Consider the following 14,960-nt stretch of genomic DNA (forward strand, 5'->3'; position numbering starts at 1 on the left):
TACTCTTGTTGCCGGGCGATTCCGGGTTTTTGGACCGCCGCGGCGTCGATGCGTCAGCGCGGCACCACGGCCCAGCCGGCATCCTTGCGCACCAACTGCCGGTCGCAATTGAATTCATCGAGCTCATGCGTGTGGCCGGGCAGCGACTGGATCACGATCTCGCCCGCGGCGCGCAGCGCGGCGATCGCGGCACGAAGTGCCGGGTCCGCATCCCAGGGGGCGAAAATCGCCAGCGCACGCACCTCGACGGGTGACAGCGCCGCCACTTCACGCAGGTCCAGCGAGAAACCCGTGGCCGGACGCGCGCGGCCGAAGGCCTCGCCCACCTTGTCGTAGCGGCCGCCCCGAGCCACGTAGTTGGGCAGGCCCGCCACGTAGGCCGCGAACATCACGCCGCTGTGGTAGTGGTAGCCGCGCAGGTCCGACAGGTCGATATTGACGCTGGCGCCGCGCACCTGCACCGCCAGCGCCGCCAGTTCATCGAGCGCACGGCCGATGGCCGGGCTTGCCGGCAGCGTCGCGCGGGCGCGCTCGATCACCTCGACGCCGCCGTACAGCGTCGGCAGCGCCAGCAGCGCGTCGCGCTCGGTCTGCGGCATGCCCGCGGTCAGTTCGCGCAGGGCCGGCACGTCCTTGGTTTCCAGCGCGGCAAACAACGCGTCCTCGATCTTCCGGATCGACGGCAGGCCAGCCAGCAGCGCCTCCAGGATGCCGGCATGGCACAGGTCGATACGAATATCCGACAGGCCTGCCGCGGTCAGCGCGGCCAGCATCAGCTCCTGGATCTCGACGTCGGCTTCCAGGCCGGCATGGCCATAGATCTCGGCGCCGATCTGGATCGGCTCACGGGTGGCGTGGAACCCCGCCGGGCGCGCGTGCAGCACGTTGCCGGCGTAGCACAGCCGGGTCACGCCGGGACGGTTCAGCAAGTGGGCATCGATGCGCGCCACCTGCGGCGTGATATCGGCGCGCAGCCCCATGGTGCGGCCCGACAGCTGGTCGACCAGCTTGAGCGTGCGCAGGTCGAGGTCATGGCCGGTGCCGGTCAGCAGCGACTCGAGGTATTCCAGCATCGGCGGCATCACCAGCTCGTAGCCGTAGGTGCGGAACAGGTCCAGCATGCGGCGGCGCAGCTCTTCGATCTTGCGCGCTTCCGACGGCAGCACGTCGGCAATGTTTTCTGGCAGCAGCCAATGGTTGGACATGGTGAATCTCTTCTCAGTCATTCAGTTGCCTGCCGGCGCAGCGCCTGCAGGGACCGGGCCTGGCCCGGCAAAAAACCTGGGTGCGGGCACCGCGCGCCCGCGCCATCACTCCGCAGCGACGGCTCCAGCCGGACAAAACCCCGGCAAGCCGGGGTTTTGTCAGTTCGCCACACGGACAGGCGACGGTGCTAGCGCTTGCCTCCGCCATTGCCCGAAGCCGCGGCCGCGGCGCCGCCGCTGGAACGCATGTAGCGGAAGAACTCGGAATTGGGCTCGAGCACCAGCACGTCGCGCTTGTCGCGGAAGGTGTTGCGGTAGGCCTCCATGCTGCGCCAGAACTGCGCGAACTGGGGATCGCGGCCAAACGCCTCGCCATAGATCTGCGACGCCTTGGCATCGCCCTCGCCCTTGATCATCTGCGCATCGCGATAGGCCTGGGCCAGCACCACTTCGCGCTGGCGGTCGGCGTCGGCACGGATCTTCTCGCCCTCGGCGGCGCCGGTGGAGCGCAGCTCGTTGGCCACGCGCTTGCGCTCGGCCTCCATGCGGCGATACACCGATTCGCTGATGGCGGGCAGCAGGTCGACGCGCTTCAGGCGCACGTCGAGAATCTCGACGCCGACCGACTTGGCGTACTCGCTCATGCCGTTGCGGATGGACTGCATCACCTGCTCGCGCTCGCCCGCGACCACGTCGGCGACGGTGCGCTTGCCGAACTCCTCGCGCGCCACCGAGTCGATGCGCTGCGTCATGCGGTCCTGCGCGCCCCGCAGGTTGCCGCCGAAGGCGACGAAGAACTTGCGCGGATCGGTGATGCGCCATTTGACAAACCAGTCCACCACCATGCTCTTCTTCTCGGCGGTCAGGAAGCGCTCGTTGGCGGCCACGTCGATGGTCTGCAGGCGGCGGTCCATGAACACCACGTTCTGGAACGGCGGCGGCAGCTTGAAGTGCAGGCCCGGCTCGCGCACCACCTCCTTGATCTGGCCGAAGGCGAACACCACGGCGTACTGGCGCTGGTCGACCACGAACAGCATGGACGAGACCACGGCCAGCAGGATGAAAAAGCCGATCGCGAAGGAAATCAGTCGGTTCATGACGGTCTCCTCAGCGCGAGTCGCGGTCGCGGTTGCGCAGCGATTCGCGCGACCGGTTGTCCGTCGAGGCATCCGGCGCGGGCGCCGGCGTGCCCGCCGCGCCGGGCTGGCCCGGCTGCGGCGTGGCGCGGCCCTCGGCCTGCGCCATCAGCTTGTCCAGCGGCAGGTAGAGCAGGTTGTTGCCCTGGCGCGCGTCGACCAGCACCTTGGTCGAATTGGAGTAGATCTGCTGCATGGTTTCCAGATAGATACGGTCGCGCGTCACCTGCGGCGCCTTGGCATATTCCGACTGCACCGAACGGAAACGCGACGCATCGCCCTCGGCCTGCGCCACCACGCGAGCGCGATAGGCTTCGGATTCTTCCTTCAGGCGCGCCGCGGTGCCCTTGGCGCGCGGGATGATGTCGTTGGCGTAGGCCTGGCCTTCGCTGATGGCGCGCTCGCGGTCCTGGCTGGCCTTGTTGACGTCGTCGAAGGCGGCCTGCACCTGCTCGGGCGGCTGCACGCTCTGCACGTTCACGGACAGCACGCGGATGCCGGTCTTGTACGCCGACAGGATGGCCTGGATCGACTTGGCCAGCTGCTGCGCGATCTGTTCGCGGTTTTCGTACAGCACCGCGTCCATCTTGTTGCGGCCGACGATCTCGCGCACCGAGGTTTCGGCCGCCTGCGTCACCAGCTCTTCATCGCCACCCCGGTCGGTCTTGTTGAAGAACAGGAATTCGCTGGCGTCCTGGATCACGTACTGCACGGTGAAGCGCACGTCGATGATGTTCTCGTCCTGCGTCAGCATCGACGAGTCTTTCAGGTTGCTGTCCTTGATCGAGGTGGAGCGGCCGACCTCGACCGAGCGCACCGCCGACAGGTTGACCACCTCGGCCGACTGGATCGGCCAGGGCATGCGCCAGTTGATGCCGGGACCGGCGGAGTACTTGAATTTACCGAACTGCAGGATCACCGCGGTCTGGCCTTCCTGCACCATGAAGAAGCCGCTGGCCAGCCAGATGCCCACCACCGCGGCCACGATCACGCCGGCGCCGACGCTCGAGCCCTTGCCCGGGGTGCGCGGGCCGCCGAAGCCCTGGTTGCCGTTGCCGCCGTTGTCCTTGCGGCCGAGCAGGCCGTTCAGGCGGCGGTTGAAGTCGCGCCACAGTTCGTCAAGGTCCGGCGGGCCGCCATCCTGCTGCGGACGCTGGTTTTGCTGGCGGTTGTCGTCGCGGCCGTCCTTCTTGTCATCGTCCTGCCCGTCCCGACCCCAGCGCGGATCGTTCAGCGAGAAGATGGCGCGCAGGCGCTGCCAGCCCGCGCGCAGCGCGAGGCGGCCGCCTGGTGTCAGGCTCGAATCAGCATTCCGGGGAAACTGGGGCATGAAGTGCACGGGTCCGGGGAAGTTTGTAACAGGGGGATTCTAGCAGTCATCGGCGCCACTTTTGGCCAATTCGCGCAATCCCCGCGGCAACCGCACCGGAATTGGGCAGAACCGGCGCCGAACCGGCACCATAGCGGCCTGGTGCGGCGGCTGGCCACCAGGGCCCTACAGCCGGCGCGCGTCCGCCGCATCGGCATCGTCGCCCTCGTCCGCCACGCCGCCGTCAACGCCATCGTGGTCGCCATCGCCGGCGTCATCGGACTGCGCCACCTCGTCCAGGCGCGGATCATAAGGTTGCGGCTCGGGCGGGCGGCTGGCCAGCCATTGCGCCACCTCGACCACGGCCTCGCGCAGCGCGTCCAGGCCCAGGCCCTCGCGCGCGCTCAGGAACACGCGGGTGGGGATGCCGTCCGCGTCGCGCTCGATACGCGGGCCGTCGCCCAGCAGTTCGGGCGCGGCGTCGATCTTGTTCATCACCACGATCTGCGGGATGTCGAGCGCATTGATTTCGGCCAGCACCCGGTTGACCTGCTCGATCTGCTCGTGGCGCACCGGGCTCGAGGCGTCCACCACATGCAGCAGCAGGTCGGCATGCACGGTCTCGTCCAGCGTGGCACGGAACGCCGCCACCAGCTGCGTCGGCAGGTCGCGGATAAAGCCGACCGTGTCCGACAGCACCACGTTGCCCAGGCCATCCAGGAACAGCCGGCGCGAAGTGGTGTCGAGCGTGGCGAAGAGCTGGTTGGCCGCATACGCGCCGGCCTTGGTCAGCGCGTTGAACAGCGTCGACTTGCCGGCGTTGGTATAGCCGACCAGCGAGATGCTGAGGGTGTCGTTGCGCGCGCGCGCGCGCCGCTGCGTGCTGTGCTGGCGCTGCAGCCGCGACAGATCGGACTTGAGCCGCTTGGCGCGCTCGTCCAGCATGCGGCGGTCCAGTTCCAGCTGGCGCTCGCCGGGGCCGCCGCGCATGCCGATACCGCCCTTCTGCCGCTCCAGGTGGCTCCACGCGCGGACCAGCCGCGACGCGCGGTACTGCACCTGCGCCAGCTCCACCTGCACCTTGCCCACGTGGCTCTGCGCGCGCTGTCCGAAGATGTCGAGGATCAGGCCGGTGCGGTCGATCACGTGGCGTTGCAGGAAGCGCTCCAGGTTGCGCTGCTGCGCCGGGCTCAGCGCGTGGTTGAAGACCACCACGTCGGCGTCCAGCGCATCGGCGGCCTCCTTCAGCTCCTCGGCCTTGCCCGAGCCGATGAACAAGGCCGGGTCCGGCCGCGCGCGGCGGCCCGTCAGCGTATGCACCGGCAGCGAGCCGGCGGTGGTGGTCAGCAGCGCCAGTTCGCTGAGGCTTTCCTGGAAATCATGCTTGCCGAAATCGACGCCGACGAGGATGGCGCGCGAAGGGGCGGTATTGGAGGTGGCTCTGGGGTCCAAGGGCGGGCGCGAATGCGCAGGGAAATTCGGGTTCAGGGGAAGGGATGGCGGATCTCGGACACTGTCCTGGCCCCTGCCGGGACAGGCCGCCGCATGATGCGGAACGTGGCGGCGGGCGCATTGGCAACCGCCGGGCCACGCGGCACCGGGTGCGTCGGCACGCCGGCGCCGGGCATCGTGGCGGCGCCGCCTGGCGCCGGTACGATGCCCTGGGGCAGATCGGTCAGATCAGGCCTCGGCGGAATCATCCACGCGGAAATTGACCGCGCGTGCCGGCACGACGGTGGAAATCGCATGCTTGTAGACCATCTGGGTCACGGTGTTGCGCAGCAGGACGACATACTGGTCGAACGATTCGATATTGCCTTGCAGCTTGATGCCATTGACGAGATAGATGGAAACCGGCACGTGCTCTTTGCGCAGCGCGTTCAGGAACGGGTCTTGTAGCAGTTGCCCTTTGTTGCTCATGGCACACTCCAAATTTATAGGTTTAGTGGTGAATGATGGGGATGGAAATCCCCGGTTCAAGTCAGGCGGCGCAAAAACGCGCCAGAAAAAAGATCAAAACGGTACCAAGTTGGCGTCAATGCACAGGGAACCCCCTGCTACCGTGAATTTAGCCGCAGTTCCAAACGAACGCAAACGAAAACTGGCCCGCCACGGATCCGATTCCGGACTCACTCCTTCGAGTCCGCGTACGGATTTTTGTTCGTGCGAAATTCAATGCGCAGGGGCGTGCCCTTGAGCTTGAAGGCCGCACGGAAACGGTTTTCCAGGTAGCGCCGGTAGGTCTCGGCCACGCCCGACAGCGCATTGCCGTGAATCACGATGATGGGCGGATTCGAGCCGCCCTGGTGCGCATAGCGCAGCTTGGGCCGCGATGCACCGACGCGCTTGGGCTGCTGGAATTCCACCGCTTCCTGCAGTACGCGCGTGAGCTGCGGAGTCGGTAGCTTGACCATCGCCGCGGCATACGCATCGTCGACCGAGCGCATCAGCGCGCCGATGCCGGTGCGTTCGCGCGCCGACACAAAGTGGACATTGGCAAAGCTGAGGAATTGCAGCTTGCGCTCGAGGTCGTGCTTGATGCGGTCGCGCGTATGGCCGTCCAGGCCGTCCCACTTGTTGACGCCCACCACCAGCGCGCGACCGGACTCGACGATAAAGCCGGCAATATGCGCATCCTGATCGGAAATATCCTGCTGCGCGTCGAGCAGCAGGATCACCACGTTGGCGTCCGCGATCGACTGCAGCGTCTTGACCACCGAGAATTTCTCGATCGCCTCGAACACCTTGCCGCGCCGGCGCAGGCCGGCGGTATCGATCAGCGTATAGGGCTTGCCGCCACGCTCGAACTCCACGTAGATGGCGTCGCGGGTGGTGCCGGGCATGTCGAAGGCGATCACGCGCTCTTCGCCGATCAGCGTGTTGACCAGCGTGGATTTGCCCACATTGGGACGCCCGACGATGGCGATCTTGACACCCTTGCCCTCGTCCGAGGCTTCCTCGGCCAGCTCGGGGCGCTCCTGCACTGCCAGCTCGATGGCTTCATCGACCAGCTCGCGCACGCCGTCACCATGGGCGGCGGAGATCGCGTACGGATCGCCCATGCCCAGCTCATAGAAATCGGCCGCCACCGAGGTGTACTTCATGCCCTCGGCCTTGTTGACCGCCAGCATGATGCGCCGGCCGGTCTTGCGCAGGTAGTCGGCGATGGCGCGGTCCTGCGGCGCCAGGCCCAGGCGGCCGTCGACGATAAAGATCACCACGTCGGCCTCGACCACCGCCTGCTTGGTCTGCTTGGCCATCTCGGCGACGATGCCTTCCTTGACCACGGGTTCGAAGCCGCCGGTATCGATGGCGATGAACGGACGTTCGCCGATGCGCCCTTCGCCGTAATGGCGGTCGCGCGTCAGGCCCGGCAGGTCGGCGACGAGCGCGTCGCGCGAGCGGGTCATGCGGTTGAATAGCGTCGACTTGCCCACATTGGGGCGGCCGACAAGTGCGATAACTGGTTTCATGCCATAAACGGAAACGGGGGCCGGCAACTGCCGCCCCCCGGTAACTCCGGAGTCAAGGGTTCCAACGGCAGCCCGCGCCACCTGGGCGCGGGCTGCCGCTTGTCCTGTCGGGCGCGGCGCGGGTCACCGACCCGCTGCAACTGCCGCGCCAAGGATCATGCTACCGGATTCGGCGCCGGCCGTACCGACAGGTGTACGGCAGCGCGCATAGGGTCCTGTCAGCCCGGCTGGAAACCGTAGACGTCGCCGTCGCGCGTCTGGATCACCAGGGTCTGCCCCGCCACCACGGGCGCGGCGGTGATGGCGCTGCCATCGGTCTTCATGCGTGCCACCACCTGGCCGTCTTCGCGCGACAGGAAGTGGACATAGCCTTCGAAGTCGCCCATCACCACCGAGCGGCCCAGCGCCAGCGGCGCGCCCAGGCGGCGGTTACGCAGGTCGATGTTCTTCCAGCGCTCGCTGCCGTTCTGGCGGTCGAAGGCATGCACCACGGATTGCTCGTCGCTGGCGTAAAGCGCATTGTCATCCTGCGCGGGGCCTGCCGGCGAAGAGAAATCCTTGCCCCACTGCGGCTGGCCGCTGGCCAGCTCCAGGCAGGCGACGCGGCCCTGGAAGGTGGTGGCGCAGACCTGGCGACCGCTGACCATGGGCAGGCCGGTGACGTCGTTCAGGCGCTCGATCTCCGACACGCCCTTGGGGTACGAAATCGCGCTTTCCCAGCGCAGCACGCCGTTGCCCGGCGTCAGCACGCCGAGCTTGCCACCGGGGAAGCCCATCACGATGCCGTCGCCGGCGAACACCATGCCCATCGCCGCGCGCAGGTTCAGCGGGGTCTGCGAACGCTGGTAGATCCAGCGGCGCTCGCCGGTCTCGGCATCCAGGCCGAACACCCGGGTATCGGTGGTGCGCACCACCACCAGGCCGTTGCCGACCAGCGGCGCGGACAGGACCTCGCCATTGACCTGCTTCTTCCAGATCTGCTTGCCGCTGGCGTCGAAGGCATAGACCGCGCCCTTCTCGCCCGCGACCGCGGTGACCGAGCCGTCGCTGCCCGGCCCGGAGGTCAGGTCCACGTCAGTCTTGGCCTTCCACAGCACGCGGCCGCTGGCGCCTTCGAGCGCCATCACGTTGCCGTTGTTGGACGACACGTAGACATTGTTGCCCGCCGCGGCCGGCTGCATCGAATAGGCGCCGCTCTTGCCGACATCGGCCTTCCACGCCTGGCGCACCGCCAGCGTGGCCGAAACCGGCTTGAGTTCGGCGGGCGGGTGCTTGTTTTCCTTGCTGAACAGCGCGCAGCCGCCCAGCGTGGCCAGGCAGGCAGCCGCCACCAGCGCACGCGAAACGGTGCGGGCGGGCTGGCGATGTACGGCACGGGAAAGCACTGACGTCATAACTTTACGGTCCTGTTGTTCGATCCGCGGATCAACGTATGGCAACGGTATGGCAATGGTTCAAGCGGCAGCCGGATCAGGCCGCGCCCAGCGCATCGAGCTTGAACTGGATGATCTGGCGCATCGCCGGCTCGGCCTGGCCCAGCTTGTCCAGCGCCTTGCGATAGGCGGTGCGGGCATCGTCGCGCTTGTCCTGCGCGGCGAGCAGGTCGCCACGGCGGTCCGCGTACAGCGCGACGAACGCGGCCGGCGGCTCGTCCTTGAGCAGCGCCAGGCCCTGGTCATAGGCCTTCTCGTCGAGCAGCACCCCGGCCAGGCGCACGCGCGCCAGGTGGGAATACTCTTCGTCGCCGTGGTCGATGGCCCATTGCAGCTGGCTCTTGGCGGCAGTCAGGTCGCCCGCATCGTACAGCACGCGGCCGGCGACGAGTGCGCTCATCTGGCCGTAGGCGGTACGGCCGTACTTGCCTTCCAGGTCGGTCGCGGCGCGCTTGATGCGCTCGGCATCGCGGGCCTCGGCGGCCTTCAGCACCTGCTCGTACAGCACCGCGGCTTCGCCGGCCTGCTTGCGCTCCCAGTACTTCCAGCCGTTCCAGCCGGCAAAGGCCAGCAGCGCGATGATCAGCGCCCAGGTCAGCGCATTGCCATACTGGCGCCACCAGGCCTTCAGATTCTCAAGCTGTTCCTGTTCTTCTAGATCGTAAGCCATGTCGAGGCAATCACCTGCGTTGGTTGGATACTCGTGGTGTGAGGCTGCGGCGCGAGGTTATTCGCTGGCGCCGACCATGGCGTCGATCAGGTAATCGACCAGACCCTCGGCCGGCACGGTGGCCTGTTGCCCACCGCCTTCGGCCTGCTCGCGCTGGCGAAGTTCCTTGACCTGGACCACGCCGGCGGCCACTTCGTCGTCGCCAATGATAACGGCATAGGCCGCGCCGCTTGCGTCGGCGCGCTTCATCTGCGACTTGAAGCTGCCGCCCTTGCCGTCCGGGCTGGCGTGCAGCACCACGTCGAGGCCGGCGTCACGCAGGCGCTCGGCCGCGACCATCGCCTGCTGCGCGGCGGCTTCGCCCTGGTGCACGAAATAAACGTCGCAACCGACCGCATCGGGCACCACGCCCTCTTCGCGGATCAGCTCGATGATGCGCTCGATGCCCATGGCCCAGCCGCAAGCCGGCGCCGGCTTGCCGCCCATCTGCGCGATCAGCGGGTCATAGCGGCCGCCGCCGGCGATGGTGCCCTGCGCGCCCAGCTTGTCGGTGATCCACTCGAACACCGTCAGGTTGTAGTAATCGAGGCCGCGCACCAGGCGCGGGTTGATCTTGAACGGGATGTTGTTGGCCTTCAGCAGGCGCTGCACGCCCTCGAAGTGCGCCAGCGATGCTTCGCCCAGGAAGTCGATCAGCTTGGGCGCGTTGGCCGCCATCTCCTGCAGCGCCGGGTTCTTGGTGTCGAGCACGCGCAGCGGGTTGGTGTACAGGCGGCGCTTGCTGTCGTCGTCGAGGATGTCCTGGAAGCCTTCCAGGTACTTGATCAGCTGTTCGCGGTGCGCCGCGCGCTCGTCGGCCTGCCCCAGCGAATTGATTTCGAGGCGCACGCCGGTCAGGCCCAGGTCGTCCCACAGGCGCTGGCACATCAGGATGATCTCGGCATCCACGTCCGGGCCGGCAAAACCCAGCGCCTCGGCGCCGAGCTGGTGGAACTGGCGATAGCGGCCGCGCTGCGGACGCTCGTGGCGGAACATCGGGCCGGTGTACCACAGGCGCTTGGGGCCGTCGTACAGCAGGTTGTGCTCGATGGTGGCGCGCACGGCCGCCGCGGTGCCCTCGGGGCGCAGCGTCAGCTGCTCGCCGTTGAGGGAATCGGTGAAGGAGTACATCTCCTTCTCGACGATGTCGGTGACCTCGCCGATGCCGCGCACGAACAGCTGGGTGTGCTCGACGATGGGCGTGCGGATCTGCTGGTAGCCGTAGGCACGCAGCATCGCGCGCGCGGCATTCTCGAAATGCTCCCACAGCGGCGCGTCGGCCGGCAGCATGTCGTTCATGCCCTTCACGCCCTGCAGGGCCTTGGCGGGGCGTGCCTTCGGTTCGGTCTTGGCGGCGCCGTTGGCGGCCATGGTCTCGGTTTGCGTCATTCTGTTCTAGTCAGGCTGCTGGTCCCGGCCGGTCCGGCTCAGGCTGCCACTTCTTTGCCGGCCCGCGCAGCGCCCGGGCCGTAATGCGTGCGAACGTATTCATCTACGATCGCCTGGAATTCTTCCGCGATGCGCTCGCCGCGCAGCGTCTTCACCTTGACGCCGTCGACGAACACCGGCGCGGCCGGGGATTCGCCCGAGCCCGGCAGCGAAATGCCGATATTGGCGTGCTTGCTTTCGCCCGGGCCGTTGACGATGCAGCCCATCACGGCCACGTCCATTTCCTCGACGCCCGGGTAGGCGGTCTTCCATTGCGGCATCTGCTCGCGCAGGTAGGCCTGGATGCTGGCCGCCAGCTCCTGGAACACCGTGCTGGTGGTGCGGCCGCAGCCGGGGCATGCAATCACCATCGGGGTGAAATTGCGCAGGCCCATGGTCTGCAGGATTTCCTGACCGACGTACACCTCTTTCTCGCGCGGCGCGCCCGGTTCCGGCGTCAGCGAGATGCGGATGGTGTCGCCGATGCCTTCCTGCAGCAGCACCGACAGCGCCGCGGTGGAAGCCACGATGCCCTTGCTGCCCATGCCGGCCTCGGTCAGGCCGAGGTGCAGCGCGTAGTCGCAGCGGCGCGCCAGCTCGCGGTAGACCGCGACCAGCTCCTGCACCTGCGACACCTTGCACGACAGGATGATCTGGCTGCCCGGCAGGCCGATCTCCTCGGCCTTCCTGGCCGAATCGATCGCCGAGGTGATCAGCGCCTCGATCATCACGCTCTGCGCCGGCCACGGCTCGGCGCGCCCGGCGTTCTCGTCCATGATGCGTGCCAGCAGGTCCTGGTCCAGGCTGCCCCAGTTCACGCCGATGCGCACGGGCTTGTTGTAGCGGCACGCCATCTCGATCATCTGCGCGAACTGGGTATCGCGCTTGGCGCCCTGGCCGACGTTGCCCGGGTTGATGCGGTACTTGGACAGCGCCTCGGCGCAGGCCGGATAATCCTGCAGCAGCTTGTGGCCGTTGTAGTGGAAATCTCCCACCAGCGGCACGTCGACACCCATCCGGTCGAGCTGCTCGCGGATCGACGGCACGGCGGCCGCGGCCTCGGGCGTGTTCACCGTGATGCGCACGATCTCTGAACCCGCGCGCGCCAGCTCCTTGACCTGGATCGCGGTGCCAATGGCGTCGACCGTGTCGGTATTGGTCATCGACTGCACCCGCACCGGCGCATCGCCACCGATGGTCACCACATTGTCGCCCCACGCGACCCGCGCCTGGCGGGTCTGGCGGCGCGGCAGCGGGCCCGGCAGGACCGGGAGACAGAGCTGTTGGTTCATAGCGTTACCACCTTGCAAAGACGCACCTTGCCGCACCTCGCACCCGCGTCAGGGCAGCGTCAGGCGCGCCACGTTGTTGCGGTTGGCTGCCTTCAGGTCGACCGGCGTGCCGCCGCGCGTGAACGCTTCGACGCCCTTGACGTTGCCGATCACCACCTTGTACGGGGCCGTGCCGCCACCAGCCATGGTCTGGCCGGCCCTGGCGGTGCCGCCCATGACGACCTTGCCGCTATTGTCGCGGATTTCAAACCAGGTATCGGCGGCAAAGCGGATCTGCAGTTCACCCTCGCCGACCGCCGCGGCGGATGCCGCCGGGGCTGCCGGTGCCGATGCGGCCGGCGCCGCGGTGGCTGCCGCCGCTGCCGGGGCTGCCACCGTCGCCGAAGCGGCTGCGGCGCTGGCCGGAACGGTTTCGGCGGACGGTGCCGGCGAGTCGCTGGCTGCCATCACCGGCGGCAGCGCCGCGGTCACGATACCAGCTTCGGTGCTTGCGTTATCCGCGGCCGGCGCCTCGGTCGCCACGGTTTCGGGCGCACTGCTGCGCGCGTCGATCCACGCGCGGATATGGTCGAGCCCGAACCAGATGCCCGCGGCCACCACCACCGCCACCAGCGCCAGCCAGACCCAGCGGCCGCCATTGCCGCCGGAGCGGAAGCGGTTGCGGTCGTCGAAGGCGGCGTTGATGCCGCCTTCGCGCTGGCGGGCGATTTCCGCCACCTGCGCCACGGCGCGCGGCTGGAAACGCGCCAGCAGCGGGTCGATATCGACATGGAGCATGCGGGCATAGGCGCGCATCACGCCCTTGGCGAAGGTCACGTCGGGCAGCGCCTTCAGGTCGGCCGCCTCGATCGCGCGCAGCTTGCTGGCCGCCACCTTGAGCCGTGCGCTGACGTCCTCGACGGACATCCGCTGCGCCTCGCGCTCGCGCGCCAGCGCCGCGCCGATCTCGCGCGCCGCGGCTTCACGTTCTCCTTCATGCGCGCCTCCGCCGACTGCTTGCGTCGGTACGGCCTGGCCTGCGGCGCGGTCGTGCTCACTCATCCCATGCTCCTTGTTCGTAGGCGGCCACCTCGCGCGAGTCGGGGAAGCGGCTGCGCAGCTGCGCCCCCAGCGCATCCTGCGTGCGGCCGTCGCCCTGTCGGTGGGCAATGCGCGCTCCCAGCCAGAGGGATTGCGCAGTGACAAATTGGCTGTTGTTGACGCGCTGGACGTACTGGCGCGCCTGGACGTAATCGCCGCGCCGGTAGAACACCAGCGCCAGGTTGGTGTTCGCCACCGGGTTGTTGCGGTCGTAGCCCAGCGCGGCCTTCAGGTTCTTCTCCGCCTCGGCGCTGTGGCCCTGGCGCAGTTCGCACGCGCCCAGGCTGATCAGCGGCTTGACCGCGCCACCGGCCGACGGCGCGGACACGGCGCGCTGCAGCATGGGCACGGCCTCGCCGTAGCGCCCCTGCTGGCACAGGAACCAGCCGTAGTTGTTAAGCAGGTCGCCGTCATTGGCGCGCATCGACGCCGCGGTGCGGAAGCTGTCCTCGGCCAGCGTCGGTTCATTCATGCTCATGTAGATCAGCGCCCGCACATGGTAGGCGTCGGCCATCGACGGATCGATGGCGATGGCCTGCTTGATCTCGTCAAGCGCGACCGCGGTCTGGCCGGCCTCGAGGTAATTGGTGGCCAGTTGCAGCCGGATGCCGGCCCGGCGCCTGGCCTCGGTCTGGTCGGAAGCGGTCTGGAGATCCTGCGCCGGCGCATGCGGCAGCTGGCACCCGGACAACATCAGCAGCCCCAGCAGGGCCGCAGCGATCAGACGGATCATGCAGGGCGCGCCTCCCGCGGCTGGCCGCTGGCAGTGACCGGCACCAGCGGCGTGATCTTGCCGAACTTGCCGCGTTCGGCAAGGCGGGTGCGGTCCTTCACTTCCCCGGCCAGCTGGCCGCAGGCGGCGTCGATGTCGTCGCCACGGGTCTTGCGGATGGTGGTGACAATGCCCGCGTCCATCAGCACCTGGGCGAAACGGCGGATCTGCTCGTTGTTGGAGCGCTTCAGGCCCGATTCCGGGAAGGGGTTGAACGGGATCAGGTTGAACTTGCACGGCACGTCGGCGACAAGCTTCAGCAGCTCCCGCGCATGCTCGACGCCGTCGTTGACGCCATCCAGCATGCAGTATTCGAAAGTAATGAAATCGCGCGGCGCGAACTCCAGGTAGCGGCGGCATGCCGCCATCAGTTCGGCCAGCGGGTACTTCTTGTTCAGCGGCACCAGCACGTCGCGCAGGGCGTCGTTGGACGCATGCAGCGACACGGCCAGGGCGACCGGCAAATCTTTGGACAAGCGGTCCATCATAGGCACCACGCCCGAGGTGGACAGCGTCACGCGGCGGCGCGACAGGCCGTAGGCGTTGTCGTCGAGCATCAGCCGCATGGCCGGCACGACCGCGTCGTAGTTCAGCAGCGGCTCGCCCATGCCCATCATCACCACGTTGGAGATGACGCGGTCATCCTTGGGGCCGCGGCCCAGTTGCTCGCGCATGGCGAACTCGGCCATCCACAGCTGTCCGATGATCTCACCGGTGCTGAGGTTGCGCGAAAAGCCCTGCTTGCCGGTGGAACAGAACCGGCAGTTGACGGCGCATCCCGCCTGCGAGGAAACGCACAGCGTGCCACGCGTTTCCTCGGGGATGTACACCGTCTCCACCGCGTTGCCCTCGCCCACGTCGAGCAGCCACTTGCGCGTGCCGTCGGCCGACAGGTTGTCGGTGATGGCGGCCGGCGCGCGGATCTCGGCGCGGGTCGCGAGCTTTTCGCGCAGCGACTTGGCGAGATCCGACATGGCGTCGAAGCGGCTGGCACCGTAGTGGTGGATCCAGCGTTGCAGTTGCCGCGCACGGAACGGCTTCTCGCCGAGCTCGCCGCAATAGGCGGTGAGCGCGTCCGCGTCGAGGTCGAGCAGGTTGACGAGATCGTTCATGACGGCAAACT

Annotated in this window: 13 protein-coding genes; all 13 read right to left on the bottom strand. The window is 67.7% G+C overall.

Translation table 11 applies throughout. The annotated features are described in order from the left end of the window. Positions 1-53: 53 nt before the first annotated feature. The 13 genes from U9J39_RS09415 to rlmN all read right to left on the bottom strand — a co-directional run bounded on the left by U9J39_RS09415 (position 54) and on the right by rlmN (position 14,949). A complete protein-coding gene (locus U9J39_RS09415; protein ID WP_116309329.1) occupies positions 54-1,205 on the bottom strand; it encodes an ATP phosphoribosyltransferase regulatory subunit in 1,152 nt (383 codons plus the stop codon). Between the two features lie 188 nt (positions 1,206-1,393). Then, a complete protein-coding gene (gene hflC, locus U9J39_RS09420; RefSeq protein WP_115709992.1) occupies positions 1,394-2,302 on the bottom strand; it encodes a protease modulator HflC in 909 nt (302 codons plus the stop codon). 10 nt (positions 2,303-2,312) lie between these two features. Then, positions 2,313-3,671, bottom strand: coding sequence for an FtsH protease activity modulator HflK (hflK, locus tag U9J39_RS09425; RefSeq protein WP_326346960.1), 1,359 nt, complete (start codon positions 3,669-3,671; stop codon positions 2,313-2,315). 165 nt (positions 3,672-3,836) lie between these two features. Then, on the bottom strand, positions 3,837-5,102 hold the full coding sequence (gene hflX, locus U9J39_RS09430; protein ID WP_115709994.1) for a GTPase HflX: 1,266 nt from the start codon (positions 5,100-5,102) through the stop codon (positions 3,837-3,839). Positions 5,103-5,330: 228 nt separating this feature from the next. Beyond that, entirely contained in the window at positions 5,331-5,570 is a 240-nt protein-coding gene (gene hfq, locus U9J39_RS09435) for an RNA chaperone Hfq (RefSeq protein ID WP_012353158.1), read from the bottom strand. A 209-nt stretch (positions 5,571-5,779) separates the two neighbouring features. After that, positions 5,780-7,123, bottom strand: a complete 1,344-nt coding sequence (gene der / locus U9J39_RS09440) for a ribosome biogenesis GTPase Der (protein WP_116312741.1) — start codon at positions 7,121-7,123, stop codon at positions 5,780-5,782. A gap of 218 nt (positions 7,124-7,341) precedes the next feature. Then, positions 7,342-8,517, bottom strand: coding sequence for an outer membrane protein assembly factor BamB (gene bamB / locus U9J39_RS09445; RefSeq protein WP_115709997.1), 1,176 nt, complete (start codon positions 8,515-8,517; stop codon positions 7,342-7,344). A gap of 76 nt (positions 8,518-8,593) precedes the next feature. Further along, positions 8,594-9,226: a YfgM family protein gene (locus U9J39_RS09450; RefSeq protein ID WP_115680528.1), complete on the bottom strand. Its 633-nt coding sequence runs from the start codon at positions 9,224-9,226 to the stop codon at positions 8,594-8,596. A 57-nt stretch (positions 9,227-9,283) separates the two neighbouring features. After that, positions 9,284-10,654 (bottom strand): histidine--tRNA ligase, encoded by a 1,371-nt coding sequence (gene hisS, locus U9J39_RS09455; RefSeq protein WP_115709999.1) that lies wholly within the window; start codon positions 10,652-10,654, stop codon positions 9,284-9,286. A gap of 38 nt (positions 10,655-10,692) precedes the next feature. Then, the gene (gene ispG, locus U9J39_RS09460; protein WP_018007774.1) at positions 10,693-11,985 is read right to left on the bottom strand and encodes a flavodoxin-dependent (E)-4-hydroxy-3-methylbut-2-enyl-diphosphate synthase; all 1,293 of its coding nucleotides are present in this window, start codon (positions 11,983-11,985) and stop codon (positions 10,693-10,695) included. Positions 11,986-12,033: 48 nt separating this feature from the next. After that, complete coding sequence (locus tag U9J39_RS09465) at positions 12,034-13,026, bottom strand: RodZ domain-containing protein (RefSeq protein WP_115680530.1); 993 nt, start codon at positions 13,024-13,026, stop codon at positions 12,034-12,036. Beyond that, positions 13,019-13,798: a type IV pilus biogenesis/stability protein PilW gene (pilW, locus tag U9J39_RS09470; RefSeq protein WP_116312742.1), complete on the bottom strand. Its 780-nt coding sequence runs from the start codon at positions 13,796-13,798 to the stop codon at positions 13,019-13,021. Before pilW ends, U9J39_RS09465 begins: the two co-directional genes overlap by 8 nt. Then, positions 13,795-14,949, bottom strand: a complete 1,155-nt coding sequence (rlmN, locus tag U9J39_RS09475; RefSeq protein ID WP_115710005.1) for a 23S rRNA (adenine(2503)-C(2))-methyltransferase RlmN — start codon at positions 14,947-14,949, stop codon at positions 13,795-13,797. Before rlmN ends, pilW begins: the two co-directional genes overlap by 4 nt. Between the last annotated feature and the right edge of the window lie 11 nt (positions 14,950-14,960).

The sequence above is a fragment of the Cupriavidus sp. SS-3 genome (assembly GCF_035818815.1).
Classification (GTDB): domain Bacteria; phylum Pseudomonadota; class Gammaproteobacteria; order Burkholderiales; family Burkholderiaceae; genus Cupriavidus; species Cupriavidus taiwanensis_C.

Coding starts and splice junctions, on each gene's coding strand:
- U9J39_RS09415 (WP_116309329.1), bottom strand. CDS start 1,205: ATGTCCAACCATTGGCTGCTGCCAGAAAACATTGCCGACGTGCTGCCG.
- hflC (WP_115709992.1), bottom strand. CDS start 2,302: ATGAACCGACTGATTTCCTTCGCGATCGGCTTTTTCATCCTGCTGGCC.
- hflK (WP_326346960.1), bottom strand. CDS start 3,671: ATGCCCCAGTTTCCCCGGAATGCTGATTCGAGCCTGACACCAGGCGGC.
- hfq (WP_012353158.1), bottom strand. CDS start 5,570: ATGAGCAACAAAGGGCAACTGCTACAAGACCCGTTCCTGAACGCGCTG.
- der (WP_116312741.1), bottom strand. CDS start 7,123: ATGAAACCAGTTATCGCACTTGTCGGCCGCCCCAATGTGGGCAAGTCG.
- bamB (WP_115709997.1), bottom strand. CDS start 8,517: ATGACGTCAGTGCTTTCCCGTGCCGTACATCGCCAGCCCGCCCGCACC.
- U9J39_RS09450 (WP_115680528.1), bottom strand. CDS start 9,226: ATGGCTTACGATCTAGAAGAACAGGAACAGCTTGAGAATCTGAAGGCC.
- hisS (WP_115709999.1), bottom strand. CDS start 10,654: ATGACGCAAACCGAGACCATGGCCGCCAACGGCGCCGCCAAGACCGAA.
- ispG (WP_018007774.1), bottom strand. CDS start 11,985: ATGAACCAACAGCTCTGTCTCCCGGTCCTGCCGGGCCCGCTGCCGCGC.
- U9J39_RS09465 (WP_115680530.1), bottom strand. CDS start 13,026: ATGAGTGAGCACGACCGCGCCGCAGGCCAGGCCGTACCGACGCAAGCA.
- pilW (WP_116312742.1), bottom strand. CDS start 13,798: ATGATCCGTCTGATCGCTGCGGCCCTGCTGGGGCTGCTGATGTTGTCC.
- rlmN (WP_115710005.1), bottom strand. CDS start 14,949: ATGAACGATCTCGTCAACCTGCTCGACCTCGACGCGGACGCGCTCACC.